Below are 19,483 nucleotides of genomic sequence, written 5' to 3' on the forward strand. Positions count from 1 at the left end.
TCACGGCCGGCGCGAGCCGGTCTCGTCGCGGCGCGAGGGCATGCGGTCGATGAGGGCGGTGATCTCGCGGACCTGCATCGGCGCGGGCCGGCGCAGCGCGACCTTGCCGTCGATGTCGATCAGCACGACGCCGAAGCCGCGCGGCCTGAGGTCGCGGCGGAGCGGGCCCTCGGCCTCGGGCTCGGTGTCGGTCAGCACGACCACCTCGCGCTCGGTCAGTTCGCCCATGCCGCCCTCGATCGCGCGCATCTGCTGGATGTACCGGGGATCGCGGTCGCTGTCGGCGAAGATGACGAGCGGGCGCGCGGTCCAGAGCAGATCGGAAAGCTCCGGCGCGTCGGGCGCGCCGGGGGTCTGCGCCGGGGCCGGCGCGGCGAGGACGAGGGCGATCAGGAGGAGGCGGAGTATCATTCTGTCGTCTTCCTCGACCCAAGATAGGCGATCCGGGCGGGGATGCGAGAGCTTGCGCGCGGAAAACAGGGATACGGCGGGGGCGTGGTGATGAGCAAGGCAAGTCTCGACGAATGGCGCGAGGTCGCGAAGCGCGAACTCAGGGGCGCGGAGCCCGAGAGCCTGACCTGGCAGACGCCCGAGGGGATCGCGGTCAAGCCGCTCTACACGGCCGAGGATCTCGACGGGCTCGACCATCTCGGAACCCTGCCGGGCCTCGCGCCCTATACCCGGGGCCCGCGGGCCACGATGTACGCGGGCCGGCCCTGGACGATCCGGCAATACGCGGGTTTCTCGACGGCGGAGGAATCGAACGCCTTCTACCGGCGCAACCTCGCCGCCGGCCAGCAGGGCGTCTCGGTCGCCTTCGACCTCGCGACGCACCGGGGCTATGACAGCGACCACCCGCGCGTCGTCGGCGACGTCGGCAAGGCTGGCGTGGCGATCGACTCGGTCGAGGACATGAAGATCCTCTTCGACGGCATCCCGCTCGGGAAGATCAGCGTTTCCATGACGATGAACGGCGCGGTCATTCCGGTCCTCGCGAGCTTCATCGTCGCGGGCGAGGAACAGGGCGTGCCGAGGGCGCAACTCTCGGGGACCATCCAGAACGACATCCTGAAGGAGTTCATGGTCCGCAACACCTATATCTATCCGCCCGAGCCGAGCATGCGGATCGTCTCCGACATCATCGCCTACACGGCGGCGGAGATGCCGAAGTTCAACTCGATCTCGATCTCCGGCTATCACATGCAGGAGGCGGGCGCGAACCTGGTGCAGGAACTCGCCTTCACGCTGGCGGACGGGCGCGAATACGTGCGCGCGGCGATCGCGAGCGGGATGGACGTCGACGTCTTCGCCGGACGGCTGTCGTTCTTCTGGGCGATCGGCATGAACTTCTTCATGGAGATCGCCAAGATGCGCGCCGCCCGGATGCTCTGGGCGAGGATCATGGCGGAGTTCGATCCGAAGAAGCCGGCATCCTCGATGCTCCGGACGCACTCCCAGACGAGCGGCGTCAGCCTGCAGGAGCAGGATCCCTACAACAACGTGATCCGCACCGCCTACGAGGCGATGGCGGCGGCGCTCGGGGGTACGCAGAGCCTGCACACCAACGCGCTCGACGAGGCCATCGCCCTGCCGACGGAATTCTCGGCCCGGATCGCGCGCAACACCCAGCTCATCCTGCAGGAGGAGACCGGGATCACCCATGTCGTCGATCCGCTCGCGGGCTCCTACTACGTCGAGAGCCTGACAGCGGAGATCGCGGCGAAGGCCTGGGAACTGATCGAGGAGGTGGAGAGCCTCGGCGGCATGACGAAGGCGGTGGCGAGCGGCATGCCGAAGCTCCGGATCGAGGAGGCGGCGGCGCGGCGGCAGGCGGCGGTGGACCGCGGCGCCGAGGTGATCGTCGGCGTCAACAAGTACAAGCCGGCGAAGGACGACCATATCGACATCCTCGATGTCGACAACGTCAAGGTCCGCGAGTCCCAGGTCGCCCGGCTCGCCGAGATCCGCGCCACGCGCGATCAGGCGGCCTGCGACGCGGCGCTCGCGGCGCTCGAGAAGGCGGCGCGGTCGGGGGGCAACCTGCTCGCCGCCGCGGTCGAGGCGGCGCGGACCCGCGCCACGGTCGGGGAGATCTCGGACGCGATGGAGAAGGTATTCGGGCGCCACCGCGCCGAGGTGAAGACGCTCGCGGGCGTCTACGGCGCCGCCTACGAGGGCGACGAGGGTTTCGCGCAGATCCAGGCGGATGTCGCGAAATTCGCCGAGGAGGAGGGGCGGCGGCCCCGGATGCTCGTCGTGAAGATGGGCCAGGACGGCCACGACCGCGGTGCGAAGGTGATCGCCACCGCCTTCGCCGACATCGGCTTCGACGTCGACGTGGGGCCGCTCTTCCAGACGCCGGAGGAAGCGGCGCGGGACGCGATCGACAACGACGTGCACATCGTCGGCATCTCGTCCCAGGCCGCCGGCCACAAGACGCTGGCGCCGAAGCTCATCGAGACGCTGCGCGAACAGGGCGCCGGTGACATCCTCGTGATCTGCGGCGGCGTCATTCCGCAGCAGGATTACGACTTCCTCAAGCAGGCCGGCGTCGCGGCGATTTTCGGGCCCGGGACGAATATCCCTCGCGCGGCGCGCGAGATCCTTGACCTTCTCCATGCCGCCAGAGCATGAGCGTGGCGAGGGCCCCCCTACGGAAGTCGTAGGGGGCCCGGCCCAACAAGGAGAAGGGAGGCATCCACATGAGCGAGGGGAGCAGCGAGGGCCGCTCGGCGGCGCTGGATTATCACGAGTTTCCGACCCCCGGTAAGCTCGAGATCCGCGCGACGAAGCCGATGGCGAACCAGCGCGATCTGAGCCGCGCCTACAGCCCCGGCGTGGCGGATGCCTGTCTCGAGATCAAGGCGAACCCGGCGGACAGCGTGCGCTACACCGCGCGCGGCAACCTCGTCGCGGTGGTGACCAACGGCTCGGCGGTGCTCGGGCTCGGCAACATCGGCGCGCTCGCCGCGAAGCCGGTGATGGAGGGCAAGGCGGTCCTCTTCAAGAAGTTCGCCGCGATCGACTGTTTCGACATCGAGGTGAACGAGACCGACCCGGTGAAGCTCGCCGAGATCGTCGCCTCGCTGGAGCCGACCTTCGGCGCGATCAATCTCGAGGACATCAAGGCGCCGGACTGCTTCGTCGTCGAACGGCTCTGCCGCGAGAAGATGAACATCCCCGTCTTCCACGACGACCAGCACGGCACGGCGATCGTGGTCGGCGCGGCCGCCGTGAACGCGCTCAAGGTCGCGAACAAGCGCTTCGAGGACGTAAAGGTCGTCTCGACCGGCGGCGGCGCGGCGGGCATCGCCTGCCTCAACATGCTGCTGAAGCTCGGCGTGAAGCGCGAGAACGTCTGGCTCTGCGACATCCACGGCCTCGTCCACGAGGGCCGCGAGGTGGACATGAACCCCGAGAAGGCGGCCTTCGCGCAGAAGACGGATCTGCGGACGCTCGCCGATGTGATCCCGGGCGCCGACCTCTTCCTCGGCCTGTCGGGCAAGGGCGTGCTGAAGGCCGACATGGTGCGGGCGATGGCGAAGGATCCGATCGTGCTCGCGCTCGCCAACCCCGATCCGGAGATCGACCCGGCCGAGGCGCGCGCCGCCAATCCGGACGTGATCATGGCGACCGGGCGCTCGGACTATCCGAACCAGGTCAACAACGTCCTCTGCTTCCCGTTCATCTTCCGCGGCGCGCTCGACGTCGGCGCGACCGAGATCAACGATGCGATGGCGGTCGCCTGCGTCGAGGGCATCGCCGAGCTCGCCCGCGCCTCCTCGAGCGCCGAGGCGGCGGCGGCCTATCAGGGCGAGCGGCTCTCCTTCGGCCGCGACTACCTGATCCCGAAGCCCTTCGACCCGCGGCTGCTCGCGATCGTCGCCGGCGCGGTCGCCCAGGCCGCGATGGAGAGCGGCGTGGCCACGCGCCCGCTCGACGACATCGAGGCCTACAAGGCCAGGCTCAACGCCTCCGTCTACCGCTCCTCCTTCATCATGCGCCGCGTCTTCGAGGTCGCCCGCACCGCCGAGCGCCGGATCGTCTTCGCCGAGGGCGAGGACGAGCGCGTGCTGCGCGCCGCCCAGGCGATGCGCGAGGAGGGCGTCGGCGTGCCGATCCTGATCGGCCGTCCCGACGTGATGGCGCTGCGCTGCGAACGCGCGGCGCTGCCGCTCAAGGTCGGGACTGACTTCGATTTCGTCAATCCCGAGGATGACCCCCGCTATCGCGAATACTGGCGCACCTATCACCAGATCATGCAGCGCCGCGGCGTGACGCCCGATCTCGCCCGCGCGATCATGCGCACCAACACCACGGCGATCGGCGCGGTGATGGTGGCGCGCGGCGAGGCGGACAGCCTGATCTGCGGCACCTTCGGCCAGTTCCTGTGGCACCTCAACTACGTGCGCCAGGTGCTCGCGACCCCGGCGCTGACGCCGGTGGGGGCGCTGTCGCTGATGATCGCGGAGAAGACGCTGCTCTTCGTCGCCGACACGCAGGTCAATCCGGAGCCGACCGCGGCGCAGATCGCGGAGACGGTGATCTCGGCCGCCCGCCACGCCCGCCGTTTCGGCGTCGAGCCGAAGATCGCGCTCTGCTCGCATTCCCAGTTCGGCAATCTCGACACCGATTCCGGCCGGCGGATGCGCGAGGCGCTCCAGATCCTCGACGCGCGCGAGGTCGATTTCATCTACGAGGGCGAGATGCATTCCGATCTCGCGCTCGATCCGGAGCTGCGCGCGCGCATCTTCCCCAATTCGCGGATGGAGGGGGCGGCGAACGTGCTCGTCTTCGCCAATACCGACGCGGCGAGCGCGGTCAGGAACATCATCAAGATGGTCTCCGGCGGGCTCGAGGTCGGGCCGATCCTGATGGGAATGGGGAACCGGGCGCATATCGTCACGCCGTCGATCACGACGCGGGGCCTCCTGAACATCGCGGCCCTCGCCGGGGCGCCGGTGCATACCTACGGCTGACCCGGGGCGCGGGCGGCCGCGACGGCGGCCGCCCACCCGACGTAAGTCTTCCTTTGCCGGAAGCTTCGATGAGGGTTGATCGTAGCCAACTCAGAAGAAGCGGAAGGGAAGGGAAGCCATGGGCTACCAGGAGATCTACGAGGGATGGCGCGCGGATCCGGAGGGATTCTGGCTCAGGGCGGCGGAGGCCGCGGACTGGATCCGCCCCCCTTCCAGGGCGCTCGACGACAGCCGCGCGCCGATCTACGGCTGGTTCGCCGACGGCCTCTGCAACGTCTGCCACAACGCGGTCGACCGGCACGTGGCCGCGGGCCGGGGCGACCAGGCCGCGATCATCCATGACAGCCCGGTCACCGGCGCCAAGACGCGCATCACCTACGCCGAACTGCTCGACCAGGTCTCGCGCCTCGCCGGCGCGCTCGCCGCGCGCGGGGTGACGAAGGGCGACCGGGTCGTGATCTACATGCCGATGGTGCCCGAGGCGCTGGTCGCGATGCTCGCCTGCGCGCGGATCGGCGCGGTGCATTCGGTGGTCTTCGGCGGATTCGCGGCGCCGGAACTCGCGGTCCGGATCGACGACGCGGCGCCGAAGGCGATCCTGCTCGCCTCCCGCGGGGTCGAGCCGGGGCGGGTCGTGCCCTACAAGCCGATGGTGGACGCCGCGATCGAGCTCGCGAAGGTGAAGCCCGAATTCTGCCTCGTGTTCCAGCGCGCGCCGGGAGACGCCGCGCTGGTCGAGGGACGCGACGAGGACTGGGCCGAGGCCGTGGCCGCCGCCGAACCGGCGCCCTGCGTGCCGGTGGGCGGCATGGATCCGCTCTATATCCTCTATACCTCCGGCACGACCGGGCAGCCGAAGGGTGTCGTGCGGCCCTCGGCGGGCTACATGGTGGCGCTGCTCTGGACCATGCCGAACGTCTACGACGTGAAACCCGGAGAGGTGTTCTGGAGCGCCTCGGACGTGGGCTGGGTCGTCGGCCATTCCTACATCTGCTACGCGCCGCTGCTTCATGGCGCGACCACCGTGGTCTACGAGGGCAAGCCGGTCGGCACGCCCGACGCCGGCGCCTTCTGGCGGGTGATCGAGGAGTACGGGGTGGTGAGCTTCTTCACCGCGCCGACCGCGCTCCGCGCGATCAAGCGCGACGATCCGATCGGCGACCGGCTGCGGGACTACGACACGACGAGCCTGCGCAATCTCTACCTCGCGGGCGAGCGCGCGGATCCCGACACGGTCGAATGGGCCGGCCGGCTGCTCGGCGTGCCGGTGATCGACAACTGGTGGCAGACCGAGACCGGCTGGCCGATCTGCGCCAACCCGGTCGGGATCGAGCGCCTGCCGGTGAAGCTCGGCTCGCCGACCGTGCCGATGCCGGGCTATGACGTGCGGATCCTGTCCTCGGAGGGCGAGCCGATCGCCGCGGGCGAACTCGGCGCCGTCGCGATCCGGCTGCCGCTGCCGCCGGGGACGCTCTCGACGCTCTGGAACGCCGAGGCGCGGTTCGTGAAATCCTATCTCACGACCTTCGAGGGCTATTACGAGACCGGCGACGCCGGGATCATCGACGAGGACGGCTATCTCCACATCATGGCGCGCACCGACGACGTGATCAACGTCGCGGGCCACCGCCTCTCGACCGGCGCGATGGAGGAGGTGCTGGCGAGCCATCCCGATGTCGCGGAATGCGCGGTGATCGGCGTGGCGGACCCGCTGAAGGGCCAGCTGCCGATGGGCTTCCTCTGCCTCAATCGGGGATGCGCGCGCGACCACGACGAGATCGTGCGCGAATGCGTGAAGCTCGTGCGCGAGAAGATCGGCCCGGTGGCGGCGTTCAAGGAGGCGATCGTGGTCGACCGGCTGCCGAAGACGCGCTCCGGCAAGATCCTGCGCGCGGTGATGGGCCGCATCGCCGACGGCCAGGACTACAAGGCGCCGGCCACGATCGACGATCCCGTCATCCTCGAGGAGATCACCGAGAGCCTGAGCCGGATCGGCTACGCGAAGCGCGCCGAAACCACCTGATCGGACGCCTTCCCCGGGCATTCCGTCGGGAAAGGGGATGAGCGCGGCTTATCCGATTGAAATCATCTTGATTTCAACCCAGCATGGTGTTTGCTGGCGGCGGGGTGGGATGCCACCCCGCGATGGCGCGAACGGGTGAGGGGAAATGGCGGTGATGGGCGGCCATCGGTTCGGACGGTCCTTGATGGCGCTGGCCGTCGCTCTCGGGCTGGGATTGGCGGGCGGTCTCGCGGGTCCGGGGCCGGTCCTGGCCCGGGAGGCGGAGACCGCGGCGCTCACCGCCTCCCCGGGCGAATCGGGCGCCGAGACGAGCCTCTCGCTCGCCGAGTTGCGCGCGATGCCCTGGACCACCGTTTCGACGCGGAACCTCTACAACGACGGGGTCGTGGCCTACGCCGGTCCGCTGATGCGCGACGTGCTTGCCCGGCTGGGGCTCGACGGCGCGGACTCCGTGATCTGCGTGGCGCTCAACGACTACGAGGTGGAGATCCCGACCGCGGATTTCCGCGACTGGGACGTCATCCTCGCCATGGAGGCCGATGGCGCGCCGCTGTCGCCGCGGGAGACGGGCCCGCTCTGGATCATCTATCCGCAGACCGATCATCCCGAACTCGACGCGCCGATCTACAACCAGCGCCTGATCTGGCAACTGATCCGGATCGAGGCGCGCTGAGCGGATGCGCCGGCTCCCCCGCTACCTCGGTGTCGTCATGCTGCTCGCCGCCGGAGCCGTCGCCGCGCTCGGCTACGACGCGATGCGTCACGACGCGGGCCGGCTCGACGACACCGGGCGCGGCGCGATGCTCTGGTGGGGGGCGCAGACCGAGATCGACATGCTGAAGTTCGAACTCAGGCTCGCCGACCTGCGCCTGGTCCGGACCGAGGCGGCGGCCGACGCGGCGCGCCAGAGCTTCAACGCGCTCTGGAGCCGCGTCACGATGATCGGCACGGGCGCGATCGGCGCCCGGCTGCGCGAATACGACGAGGGACCGGGCGCGGTGCGCGACCTGGCGGCGCTCCTGCGCGAGATCGATCCCGTGATCGCGGAACTGCGCCCCGACGATCCCGCGCGCGTGGCCGAGATGCTGCGGCGGCTCGAGGCGCTGCACCGGCCGCTGCGTCTCTATACGCTGAGGGTGATGCAGGCCGATGCCGAGATATCGGCGGAGCTGCGCGACAGGATCTCTTGGAGCGCCCGCGTCATCGTCTCGATCAGCGGTCTCGCGCTGCTCGCGGCCTTCATGTCGCTCTTCTTCCTGATGCGCGACAACCGGTCCCAGCGCGCCATGGCCCGGATGAGCCAGCGCGCGGCGGAGGCGGCGGAACTGGCGAGCCGGGCGCAGTCGCGCTTCCTCTCGATGATGAGCCACGAGCTGCGCAACCCGCTCAACGGCGTGCTCGGCCCCCTCGCGCTGCTCGGGCAGAGCGACATGGGCTCGCGCCAGCGGCGGCTGATCGAGCAGGCGAGCCAGTCGGGCAATGCGATGTCGCAGATGGTCGCGGGCCTGCTCGACTACGCGGAGATCCAGGACGGCGGCCTCGCGGCCCGGGCGGCGCCGACGCGCGTCACGGCGCTCGCCGAGATGATCCGGACGCACGTGCGCGGCTCGACCGGCGCCGATCTCCGGGTGGAGGTGGCGGAGGACACGCCGGGCGTCGTCCAGGGCGATCCGGACCGCCTGAGCCAGATCTTCGTCCATCTCGCCGAATACCTGCTCGAAAGCTGCGACCCGGCCGCGCTCTCGCTTCGGCTCGCCTACCGCGCCGGCGCGCTCGTCGGCGTTCTGCGGCTGGCGGACGGGGCCGGGCTCGAGCGCAAGCTCGACCTCTTGCGCGAACTCGACGCCGGCGATCCGGAACAGGTGCAGAGCGACGCGCTCCGCCCGCTGATCGCGCGCGGGCTCCTGTCCGCGCTCGGGGGCGCGCTCGCGATCGAGGCGGAGGCGGAGGGCGGACGGCGGATCGTGGTGAGCGTGCCCGCGCGCGAACTCGCGCTGAAACGCGTCCGGGTCTTTCTCGACACGCGCTCGAAGGCGCTGGCGGCGATCTATCGCGCGGCGCTGCGCTCCGACGACGTGATCTTCGAGGAGGCGGCCGGGCCCGGCGCGGTCGATCTCGTGCTGGTGGACGCGGCGCGGGCGGAGGAGGAGGCGGTGATGGGCGAGCTTCGCGCGCGCCATCCGAAGGCGCTCTTCGTCGCGCTCGGCCAGCCGGGCCATCCGGCGGCCTTCGACGAGGTGGTGGAGGAGCCGAACGATTTCGAGGGGCTGCGCGCGCGCATCATGGACCGGCTGGCGTCGTGAGGATGAGCCTTTGCCAAACCGCCCGGTCCCGCGTATCATACGCTGAACTCAGCGGAACGTTTGCAACTTGGGGTTTATCCGGCTCCGGGGCCGACGGCGGCGCGGGTCGGGAGGAGCTGGAATGAGCATCATCGCCTCGCCGTTCGGTGCCGAGCCGGCGCGCACGGCGCGGGCGCGCGCGTGGCGGGGCGAATTCGACCAGCCCATGCTGGCCCATGATCTGCGCGCGGAGCTGCGGGGCATGCTGGACGGCCTCGCCTCCATCGACGCCGACGCGCTTCCGCGCGAGGCGCGGGAGGAGCTGGAGCGCGTCGCCGCGGCGGCCGAGGGGGTGAACGCCCTGCTCGGCCTCGTCTTCGAGGAAGTCGGCGCGGAGCCGGCGGAGGCAGGGGAACCCGCCGCCGTCAACGTGGCGGAACTGCTCGATGCGCAGCGCCGGCGCTGGACGGCGGAGGCGCGGCGCAAGGGCCTGTCGCTGCGCGTCGTCTCGGAGGCGGACGCGCCCTCCCGCGTCGATCTCGACCCGCTGCCCCTCGCGCGCCTGCTCGGGCATCTCGTCGGCGAGGCGGTCCGGCATTGCGGGAGCGGCGGCGTCGAACTGGTCGCGAGCGCGACGCGGCGGGGCGGCGTGCTGCTGCATCTCTCCGATTCCGGGCCGGGCGTCGGGCAGGAGGTGCTCGAACGCCTGCGCGCCGACGCGGCGCCGGAGGGCACCGATCCGCCCGCCACGCCGCGCGACGCCGGACTGCGCCGGGCGCGGCGCCTCGCGGACCTGATCCCGGCGCGGCTCGTCCTGCGCGACCGCGCCGCGGGCGGGTTCGAGGCGCTGATCGAACTGCCGCCGGAGATCTGCTCGCGCTGCGAACCGGTGGCGCCGGAACCGGAGGCCGATCTCGACGGCGCGCGCATCCTGCTCGCCGAGGACAATCCGACCAACCAGATGGTCGCGGCGCAGATGCTGCGGGCGCTGCGCGCCGAGGTGACCGTGGCCGGGGACGGCGCGGAGGCGCTCGCGGTGTTCGAGGCAGGGGATTTCGACATGGTGGTGCTCGACATCGAGATGCCGCGCGTCTCCGGGCTCGACGTGATCCGGCGGATCCGGGCGCGCGGCGACAGGCGCGCGAACCTGCCCATCGTGGCGCTGACCGCCTATGCGATGCGCGAGCATCAGGAGCGGATCGCGAAGGCGGGCGCGAACGGGCTGGTCTCGAAGCCGATCGGCGGGATAGAACAGCTTGGCCGCGCGCTGGTCGCGCATCTGCCGCCCGGGTTCCGCGCCCGCGCGCCCCAGGAGCCGGGCGCCGGCGATCCGGTGGTCGATCAGGCCATCTACGACGCTCTGGCGCAGGCGATCGGGACGGAGCTGATGGGCGAACTCGTGGAGAAGGTCATCGCCGACCTGGGCGCGGCCCGCGCGGATCTGGAGACCGCACGGGCCTCGGGGGATCTGGCGCTGATCCGCTCCGCCTCGCATATCCTGATCTCGGTCGCGGGCGCGATCGGGGCGGTGGGGTTGCAGAGCCAGGCGCGCGCGGTCAACGGGCTGGCGCACGGGCGGGCGCCGCTCGACGCGGCGCTCGATGGCTGCGTCGCGGAAATCGGCGCGGTCCTGGCCTTCCTCGCGAAGGACGGGTGAGGGGGAGGGCGAGGGGATGGAACGTCTGCTGCTGGTCGAGGACACGCCGTCGCTGGCGATGCTCTACAGCGCGGTCCTCGCGCGGGCCGGCCATCCGGTGGCGCAGGCGGCGACCCTCGCGGAGGCGCGCGCCTTCTGCGCCCGGGGCCTGCCCCGGCTCATGCTCCTCGATCTGCAGCTGCCCGACGGCGACGGGCTGGAACTGCTCGCGAGCCTCGCCGGGACCGGCTGCCGCGTCATCGTGATCACCGCCAACGGCTCGATCAACCGCGCGGTACAGGCGATGCGCGCGGGCGCCTTCGACTTCCTCGTGAAACCCTTCGACGAATCGCGGCTGGTCGGCGCGGTCGAGAACGCGCTCGCCGCCCGCGGCCCCGCCGAGGTCGACGACGGCGGCACGACCGAGGCCGACGCCGAGGGGTTCGAGGGCTTCATCGGCGGCTCCGCCTCCATGCGCGAGATCTACCGGATGGTGCGCGCGATCGGCCGGTCGACGGCGACGGTCTTCATCACCGGGGAAAGCGGCACCGGCAAGGAGGTCTGCGCCCGCGCGATCCACGCCGTGTCGAGCCGCGCGCGGAATCCCTTCGTGCCTCTCAACTGCGCGGCGATCCCGCGCGATCTGCTGGAGAGCGAGGTGTTCGGCCATCTCAGGGGCGCCTTCACCGGCGCGCTCTCCGACAAGCCCGGCGCCGCGGCGGTGGCGGATGGCGGCACGCTCTTTCTCGACGAGATCTGCGAGATGGATCTCTCGCTCCAGACCAAGCTGCTGCGCTTCCTGCAGACCTCGACGATCCAGCCGGTCGGCGCGCCCCGGCCGACGCAGGTCGACGTGCGCATCGTCTGCGCGACGAACCGCGATCCGGCGGAGGAGGTGCGCCGCGGGCGGTTCCGCGAGGATCTCTACTACCGGCTGCACGTGGTGCCGATCCACATGCCGCCACTGCGCGCGCGGCCCGAGGACATTCTCGACATCGCCCGGGCGAGCCTCGCGTCCTTCTCGCGCGAGGAGGGGCGCGGCTTCACCGGCTTCACCGCCGAGGCGGAGCGGGCGCTGACCGAACGGCCCTGGCCGGGCAACGTGCGCCAGCTCCTGAACGTGATCCGCAACGTGGTCGTGCTGCACGACGGCGCGCTGGTGCGGCCCGAGATGCTGCCCGGCGAGATCGCGCCGCTTCCGCTCGCGCCCGAGGCGACCAATGTCGCGACCCTGCCGGCGCAGGCGCCGCGCGCGCCGGAGGGGGAATTGCGCGGGCTGGTGGAGCCGCTGATCGGCCGGCCGCTCGCGGATGTGGAGCGCGAACTGATCGAGGCGACGATCGCCGCCTGCGGCGGCTCGATCCCGCGGGCCGCGCGCATGCTCGAACTCTCGCCCTCGACGATCTATCGCAAGCTCGAGACCTGGGGCATCGGCCAGCGGCGGGCCTGAGCGCGGGCGGAATGTTCGGCTTGCTTGCATTGGCGCCGGGCGGAGGCTCATAGTCGGGCGCATGCCAGATTTTCCGGATCACCGAATGAACCTGTTCGAACTCGCGCTCGCCGCGCGCGCCAATGCCTACGCGCCCTATTCCGGCTTCAAGGTCGGCGCCGCGATCCGCTGCGCCGACGGCAGCGCCCATGGCGGCTGCAATGTCGAGAACGTCGCCTATCCCGAGGGAACCTGCGCCGAGGCCGGCGCGGTCGCGGCGATGGTCTGCGCGGGCCGGGGCGAGATCGCCGAGGTCTGGGTCGTGGCCGACAGTCCGGAACCGGTGACGCCCTGCGGCGGCTGCCGGCAGAAGCTCGCGGAATTCGGCGCGGCCGAGACCGTGGTCGTGCTCGCCGATCTCGGCGGCGAACGGGCGCGCACGACGCTCGGCGCGCTGCTCCCCGGCGCCTTCGCGGCCGCGCACATGGCGCGGGCCGGGTCGTGAGGGATCTTCGCGACATCGCCCGGCGCGCGCTCGCCTGCCTCGACCTCACCAATCTCGACGAGCGTTGCGACGCCGCCGCGGTCGAGACGCTCTGCGCCCGCGCGCGGACGCCCCGGGGTCCGGTCGCGGCGGTCTGCGTCTGGCCGGCCTTCGTCACCCAGGCGCGCACGGCGCTGGCGGGCTCCGGGGTCCGGGTCGCGACGGTGGTCAACTTTCCGCGCGGCGAGGATCCGATGGCCACCGTGATCGCGGAGACCTCCCGCGCGCTCGCCGGCGGCGCGGAGGAGATCGACCTCGTGCTGCCCTGGCGCGCGCTCGCCCGCGGCGAGGGGGAGCGCGCGCGCGACCTGACGCGCGCGGTCAAGGCGATCTGCGGCGCGGCGCCGCTCAAGACGATCCTAGAGACCGGCGAGCTCGGCGCGCCCGACCTCGTCGCGCGGGCGAGCCGCGAGGCGCTCGCGGGCGGGGCGGATTTCCTCAAGACCTCGACCGGCAAGGTTCCCGTCAACGCGACCCCGGAGGCGGCGGAGATCATGCTCGGCGCGATCCGCGACGCGGGGCGCCCGGTGGGTTTCAAGGCCGCGGGCGGCGTGCGGACGACGCGGGACGCGGCGATCTACCTCGACCTGGCCGAGCGCGTCATGGGCGCGGACTGGCCGGTGCCGGAGCGGTTCCGGATCGGCGCCTCCGGCCTGCTCGACGCGCTGCTCGCGACGCTGGACGAAGGCGGCGCCGCGGGCGAGAAGGCGGACGGCGATTCGCCGTACTGAAGAAGGAGACCTGCGATGTTGCCGCAGGAACTGATCGCGCTGAAGCGCGATGGGGGGAAGCTCACCGGCGCCCAGATCCGGTTTCTGGTCACGAGCCTCACGGCCGAGACGCTGACCGAGGGGCAGGCCGCCGCCTTCGCGATGGCCGTGCTCCTGAAGGGCATGGAGACCGAGGAACTGGTCGCGCTGACGCTCGCGATGCGCGATTCCGGCGCGACGCTGAAATGGAAACTGCCCGGGCCGGTGGTGGACAAGCATTCGACCGGCGGGATCGGCGACAACACGAGCATCATGCTCGCCCCGGCGCTCGCGGCCTGCGGCGTCTACGTCCCGATGATCTCGGGCCGCGGCCTCGGCCATACCGGCGGCACGCTCGACAAGCTCGACGCGATCCCGGGCTATGCGACGCGGCCGAGCGCCGAGCGGTTCCAGGCCGTGGTGCGCGACGTCGGCTGCGCGATCTGCGGCCAGACGGCGGATATCGCGCCGGCCGACCGGCGACTCTACGCGATCCGGGACACGACGGCGACGGTCGAATCGATCGACCTCATCACCGCCTCGATCCTGTCGAAGAAGCTCGCCGCCGGGCTCAAGGGCCTCGTTCTCGACGTCAAGACCGGCAGCGGCGCGTTCATGCCCGGCATCGAGCAGTCGCGCGCGCTGGCGCGGACGCTGGTCGATGTCGCCAACGACGCCGGCTGCCGGACGCGCGCGCTCATCACCGACATGAACGAGCCGCTGGCGACGGCCGCCGGCAACGCGCTCGAGGTCGCGAACGCGGCGCGGTTCCTGCGCGGGGACGCGGTCGATTCGCGGCTCTGGGATCTGACGGTCGCGCTCGGCGCCGAGGTGCTGGCGCTGGTGGGCGTCGCGCCCGATCCGGAGGACGGCGCGGAGCGGATGCGGATGGTGCTCGAATCCGGCGCCGCGGCGGAGAAGTTCGGCGAGATGGTCGCCGCGCTCGGCGGGCCGAAGGATTTCCTCGACAATTTCGACGGCCATCTGCCCGGCGCGCCGGTGGTGGGCGAGGTGCTGGCGGAGCGCGAGGGCTTCGTGACCCGGATCGACGCGCGCGCGCTCGGCCTCGCGGTGGTCGAACTCGGCGGCGGGCGGCGGCGGCCGACCGACCCGATCGACCCGGCCGTCGGCTTCGACATGCTCGAAGGGCTTGGCCTCGCGGTCGAGCCCGGCACGCCGCTCGCCCGCGTCCACGCCGCGACCGAGGCCGGGCTCGCCGCGGCGAGCGCCCGGGTCCGGGCGGCCTACGAGATCGGGGAGACGGCGCCGGAGGAACTGCCGCTCGTCGTCGAGCGGGTCGTCTGATGCCCCGCGCGGTCCTGATCGTGCTCGATTCCGTCGGCTGCGGCGGCGCGCCCGACGCGGAGGACTTCGGCGACGCGGGCGCCAACACGCTCGGCCATATCGCGCTCGCCTGCGTCGAGCGGCGGGCGGAGGAGGGGCGGAGCGGGCCGCTCGCGGTGCCGAACCTGCGCCGGCTCGGCCTCGCCTCGGCGATCCGCCTCGCCTCGGGCCTGACCGTGCCGCTCTGGTACGAGGCGCCGGAAGGGCTCTGGGGCGCGGCGACCGAGGTTTCGCGCGGCAAGGACACGCCCTCGGGCCACTGGGAACTCGCCGGCGTGCCGGTGCCCTGGGACTGGCACTATTTCCCGCGGACCGATCCGGCGATCCCGGCGGAGGTCACGGCGCCGCTGGTCGCCCGGGGGCATCTGCCGGGGACGCTCTGCAATGCGCATTCCTCGGGCATGCCGGTGCTCCGCGACTTCGGGGTCGAGCATATCGCGACCGGCAAGCCGATCCTCTACACCTCCGCCGACAGCGTGCTCCAGATCGCGGCGCATGAGGAGCATTTCGGGCTGGAACGGCTCTACGAGATCTGCGCCATCGCCGCGGAGATCGTCCATCCGATGCGCGTCGGCCGGGTGATCGCGCGTCCCTTCGTCGGCGAGACCCCCGAGACGTTCCAGCGCACGCCCCGGCGGCGCGATATCGCGATCCCGCCGCCGGAGCCGACGCTTCTCGACCGGGTGCGCGCGGCGGGGGGCGAGACCCGGGCCATCGGCAAGATCGGCGACATCTTCGCCCATCGCGGCATCTCGCGCCTCGCGAAGGGCGGGAACGACGCGGCGCTGATCGACGCGACGCTCGCCGCGCTCGCCGAGGCGCCGGACGGGGCCTTCGTCTTCACCAACCTCGTCGATTTCGACACGCTCCACGGCCACCAGCGCGACGTCTCGGGCTATGCCCGCGCGCTCGAGGCCTTCGACGCGCGCCTGCCGGAGCTGATCGCGGCGCTGCGGCCGGGGGATCTGATGATCGTCACGGCCGATCATGGCAACGATCCGACCTTCCGGGGCACCGACCATACGCGGGAGCGCGTGCCGGTGCTCGGGGTTCTTCCGGGGGCGGAGCCACGGGCGCTGGGGCTCATCGGCTTCGCGGACGTGGGCGAGACGCTCGCCGCCCATCTCGGCCTGCCCCCGGGCCGGCACGGGGCCTCGGTGCTCTGAGAGGCCTCAGGCGCCGGGCGCGAGGAGCGCGGCGTAATCCTCCGGCTCGAATCCGAGGCGGAGCGTCTCGCCGCTCTCGAGCAGCGGGCGCCTGATCGCCGAGGGATGCGCGATCATGAGAGAGATCGCCTTCGCGCGGTCGAGATCGGCCTTCTCCGCCTCGGGCAGCTTGCGGAAGGTCGTCCCCTTGCGGTTCAGCAGCGCCTCCCAGCCGAGCCGGTCGGACCAGGCGGCGAGTTCCGCCGCGCCCGGCGGCTCGGTCTTGTAATCGCGGAAGCGGTACGCGATGCCCCGCGCGTCGAGCCAGCCGCGGGCCTTGCGCACCGTGTCGCAGGTCTTGATCCCGTGGAGCGTGATCATCGGAACCTCCCTTTCCATCGCGCCGCGCCTAGCGGATCGGCGCCGGGCTGGCAAGGCATGCGCGGGCGGTGCGATTAGTGATGGAACCTTCCGCCGGGACGGTTAGTCTGCGCCCGGAGTTGGCGCTTGTGACGCGCGCGTGGGTCTGGCCTGGAGACGATTGGCATGAAATTCGGAACGAGCGGCCTGCGCGGCCTGGTGTCGGACATGACGGACGAGGTCTGCGCGCGCTATGTCGCGGCCTTCGTCGAGCATCTGCGCGCGGCGGGTCAGGCGCCGGAGGCGGTGCTGATCGGCCGCGACCTGCGGCCGAGTTCGCCCCGGATCGCCAAGGCCTGCGCGGCGGCGGTCGCGGCGCGGGGCGTGGCCGCGATCGACTGCGGCGCGCTGCCGACGCCGGCGCTCGCCCTCGCCTCGGCGGGCCGCGGCCTGCCCGCGATCATGGTGACGGGCAGCCATATCCCGTTCGACCGCAACGGGCTGAAGTTCTACCGCGCCGATGGCGAGATCACCAAGGCGGACGAGGAGGGCATGATCGCCCGCCTCGACACCGGGAGCCCGGCCGCGACGCCGGGCGAGATCACCTCCGACGATGGCGCGGCCGAGCGGCTCTACCTGCGCCGGGGCATCGGCTTCTTCCCCGCCGGCACGCTCGCGGGCAAGCGGATCGGCGTCTATCAGCACAGCGCGGTCGGCCGCGACATCGTGCTCGAATCGCTACGCGCGCTCGGCGCCGACGTGATCCCGCTTGGCCGGACGGAGACCTTCGTTCCGATCGATACCGAGGCGGTGCGGCCGGAGGACGAGGCGGCGGCGCGGGACTGGTGCGCCGAGCACGGGCTCGACGCGGTGGTCTCGACCGATGGCGACGGCGACCGGCCGCTGATCGGCGACGAGACCGGCGCCTTCCTGCGCGGCGACGTGGTGGGCGTGCTCGCCGCCCGCTATCTCGGCGCCGACGCGGTGGCGACGCCGGTTTCCTCGAACAGCGTGCTGGAGCGGAGCGGCTGGTTCCCGCGGATCCGGCGCACCCGCATCGGCTCGCCCTATGTGATCGAGGCGATGCAGGCGCTCGCGGAGGAGGGCGCCGATCTCGTCGCGGGCTACGAGGCCAATGGCGGCTTCCTGCTCGGCGGGGCCGTCACCGGGGCGACGGGCGCGACGCTGGCGCCGCTCGTGACGCGGGACGCGATGCTGCCGATCCTCGCGATCCTCGCGATGGCGGCGGATCTGGGGCGCCCGCTCTCGGCGCTCGCCGCCGACCTGCCGCCGCGGTTCACCGCGAGCGACCGGCTGACCGAATTCGCGCCGGAACGCAGCCAGGCGCTGCTCGCCGCGCTCTGCGCCGATGACGCGGCGCGGGCCGGGCTCCTCTCCGTGCTGGGCGCCTCCGTGACCGGGATCGACCTGACGGACGGGCCGCGGATGAGCCTCGAAGGCGACGAGATCGCGCATCTGCGCGCCTCCGGCAACGCGCCGGAACTGCGCTGCTACGCCGAGGCGGCGACGCCGGAGCGCGCGCGGGCGATGGTCGCCGCGCTGCTCGCGCGGGCCGCCGAGATGGCCCCGGCGGCCTGATCTCAGCCGGCGCGCGCCGGTTCGCGCGAGACCCGCGCCATCCAGGCCGCCGCGTAGGCGGCGAGCGCGGGATCGGGACGCGGGCCTTCCGCCTCCCTGGGCGGCGCGCCCCGCGCCCCGTCCCCGGCGGCGAGCAGCGCCGCGCCGACGCTGGTGCCGGTCCCGCCCGCGGCCGGTGCCAGGACAGGGCGCCCGGTCGCCGCGGCGAGCATCGCCAGATAGCAGGGGTTCCGCGCGAAGGGCCCCTCGACGAGGATCGGCCCGGCGGCGGAGATCTCGCCGAGGCAGACCGAGGTCATCATCGCGAGATAGTACGAGACCACGACCGCGCGCTCCCCGTCGGCGAGCCGGCTCTCGGGCACGCTCCAGCGCGCGGTCCGGCCCTGGAACGGGCCGGAACCCGGTTGCACGGCCGGAAGCAGCATGAGCCCCCCGGCGAGCACGGCGCGGCGGTCAGCCTCGCGCATCTCCGTCTCGCGGCCCGCGGTCAGGAATTCCCATTCGCGCCCGCCCATGAAGCGCGCGGAGGGGACCGGCGCGCCGAAGGCGTCGACGTTGATGAGCGTGTCGCGCGCGGGATCGAGCCCGTCGGGCGAGGCGCCGACCGCCATCGACACGACCCATGTCCCGGTCGAGACCACGGCGAAGGGCGCGGGACGCGCGCGCAGATGCGGCAGGAGCGAGGCGTTGGAATCGTGGATGCCGCAATGGACCGCCGTCCGGGGATCGAGCCCGGTGGCCCGGGCGACGGCGGGCAGGATCGGGGCGAGCCGGTCGGAGGCGGCGCGGAGCGGCGGCATCAGCGGCAGCCAGCCCTGGCGCCGGACCAGCGTCGAGAAGCCGCGCGCGCGGGGCGCCCAGAGGTCGGTATGGCAGCCGAGCGAGGTCGCCTCGGTCGCCATCACGCCGCTCAGCCGATAGGCCCAGTACTGCGGATAGGGCAGGAGCCGGGTGGCCCGGGCGGCCTGCGGATAGTTCCGCGTCTGCCAGAAGAGCTGCGCCCCGAGGTTGAGCCCGAGCGGCAGCCGGGGGGAGCCGGTCTCCGCGAAGGGCGGCCGCGCCCGGTCATAATCGGCGCGCAGCGTGTCGGGGCCGTGAAACTCGTAGTCGAGGATCGGCAGGGCCAGGCTCCCGTCCTCGCAGAGCAGCGCCGCCGTCGCGCCGTGGGTGGTGACGGTGATCGCGTCGACCCGGTGCGCGGCGCCGATGCTCCGCGCGCCCTCGATGATGAAGGCCCAGAGCCGCTCGACATCGGCGTGGGGATAGGGCGGGCCGGGCAGGACGGTGTTCGGCGTGCTCCGCGTCGCGATCTCCGTCCGCGTCGCGAGATCGACCAGCGCGAGCTTCGCATTGGTCTTGCCGATGTCGATCACGAGGATCTTGCGCGCCATCG

15 protein-coding genes are annotated in these 19,483 nt (G+C 71.9%); 12 read left to right on the forward strand and 3 right to left on the reverse strand.

What is annotated here, in order from left to right; translation table 11 throughout:
* Entirely contained in the window at window positions 1-411 is a 411-nt protein-coding gene (locus tag FJM51_RS02970; RefSeq protein WP_140452625.1) for a DUF4174 domain-containing protein, read from the reverse strand.
* A 90-nt stretch (window positions 412-501) separates the two neighbouring features.
* Here FJM51_RS02970 and scpA point away from each other — a divergent pair, with 90 nt between their 5' ends.
* The 11 genes from scpA (at window position 502) to FJM51_RS03025 (ending at window position 16,152) form a co-directional block, all read left to right on the forward strand.
* Window positions 502-2,634 carry a methylmalonyl-CoA mutase gene (gene scpA, locus FJM51_RS02975; RefSeq protein WP_140452626.1) on the forward strand — a complete coding sequence of 711 codons (2,133 nt, stop codon included), beginning with the start codon at window positions 502-504 and terminating at the stop codon, window positions 2,632-2,634.
* Window positions 2,635-2,702: 68 nt separating this feature from the next.
* Entirely contained in the window at window positions 2,703-4,979 is a 2,277-nt protein-coding gene (locus FJM51_RS02980) for an NADP-dependent malic enzyme (protein WP_140452627.1), read from the forward strand.
* A 118-nt stretch (window positions 4,980-5,097) separates the two neighbouring features.
* Window positions 5,098-7,002, forward strand: a complete 1,905-nt coding sequence (locus FJM51_RS02985) for a propionyl-CoA synthetase (protein ID WP_140452628.1) — start codon at window positions 5,098-5,100, stop codon at window positions 7,000-7,002.
* A 184-nt stretch (window positions 7,003-7,186) separates the two neighbouring features.
* A complete protein-coding gene (locus FJM51_RS02990; RefSeq protein ID WP_181164425.1) occupies window positions 7,187-7,675 on the forward strand; it encodes a putative pterin-binding protein in 489 nt (162 codons plus the stop codon).
* 4 nt (window positions 7,676-7,679) lie between these two features.
* Window positions 7,680-9,305, forward strand: a complete 1,626-nt coding sequence (locus FJM51_RS02995; protein WP_140452630.1) for a sensor histidine kinase — start codon at window positions 7,680-7,682, stop codon at window positions 9,303-9,305.
* Window positions 9,306-9,426: 121 nt separating this feature from the next.
* The gene (locus FJM51_RS03000; RefSeq protein ID WP_140452631.1) at window positions 9,427-10,941 is read left to right on the forward strand and encodes an ATP-binding response regulator; all 1,515 of its coding nucleotides are present in this window, start codon (window positions 9,427-9,429) and stop codon (window positions 10,939-10,941) included.
* Window positions 10,942-10,957: 16 nt separating this feature from the next.
* Window positions 10,958-12,370, forward strand: a complete 1,413-nt coding sequence (locus FJM51_RS03005) for a sigma-54-dependent transcriptional regulator (protein WP_233712954.1) — start codon at window positions 10,958-10,960, stop codon at window positions 12,368-12,370.
* Between the two features lie 85 nt (window positions 12,371-12,455).
* Window positions 12,456-12,854, forward strand: a complete 399-nt coding sequence (locus tag FJM51_RS03010; protein WP_140452633.1) for a cytidine deaminase — start codon at window positions 12,456-12,458, stop codon at window positions 12,852-12,854.
* Complete coding sequence (gene deoC, locus FJM51_RS03015; RefSeq protein ID WP_140452634.1) at window positions 12,851-13,624, forward strand: deoxyribose-phosphate aldolase; 774 nt, start codon at window positions 12,851-12,853, stop codon at window positions 13,622-13,624. Before FJM51_RS03010 ends, deoC begins: the two co-directional genes overlap by 4 nt.
* Window positions 13,625-13,639: 15 nt before the next feature.
* A complete protein-coding gene (gene deoA, locus FJM51_RS03020; protein ID WP_140452635.1) occupies window positions 13,640-14,947 on the forward strand; it encodes a thymidine phosphorylase in 1,308 nt (435 codons plus the stop codon).
* Window positions 14,947-16,152 (forward strand): phosphopentomutase, encoded by a 1,206-nt coding sequence (locus tag FJM51_RS03025; RefSeq protein ID WP_140452636.1) that lies wholly within the window; start codon window positions 14,947-14,949, stop codon window positions 16,150-16,152. The genes deoA and FJM51_RS03025 overlap by 1 nt, the downstream gene beginning before the upstream one ends.
* A gap of 6 nt (window positions 16,153-16,158) precedes the next feature.
* Here the strand turns inward: FJM51_RS03025 and FJM51_RS03030 are convergent, their stop codons facing one another.
* Complete coding sequence (locus FJM51_RS03030; RefSeq protein ID WP_140452637.1) at window positions 16,159-16,512, reverse strand: arsenate reductase; 354 nt, start codon at window positions 16,510-16,512, stop codon at window positions 16,159-16,161.
* Window positions 16,513-16,677: 165 nt separating this feature from the next.
* Between FJM51_RS03030 and FJM51_RS03035 the strand changes: the two genes are divergently transcribed.
* Window positions 16,678-18,090 carry a phosphomannomutase gene (locus FJM51_RS03035; RefSeq protein ID WP_140452638.1) on the forward strand — a complete coding sequence of 471 codons (1,413 nt, stop codon included), beginning with the start codon at window positions 16,678-16,680 and terminating at the stop codon, window positions 18,088-18,090.
* 2 nt (window positions 18,091-18,092) lie between these two features.
* On the opposite strand, the gene FJM51_RS03040 is transcribed toward FJM51_RS03035, so the two are convergent.
* The gene (locus FJM51_RS03040) at window positions 18,093-19,481 is read right to left on the reverse strand and encodes an FGGY-family carbohydrate kinase (RefSeq protein WP_140452639.1); all 1,389 of its coding nucleotides are present in this window, start codon (window positions 19,479-19,481) and stop codon (window positions 18,093-18,095) included.
* Between the last annotated feature and the right edge of the window lie 2 nt (window positions 19,482-19,483).

The sequence above is a fragment of the Amaricoccus solimangrovi genome (assembly GCF_006385685.1).
Taxonomy (GTDB): domain Bacteria; phylum Pseudomonadota; class Alphaproteobacteria; order Rhodobacterales; family Rhodobacteraceae; genus Amaricoccus; species Amaricoccus solimangrovi.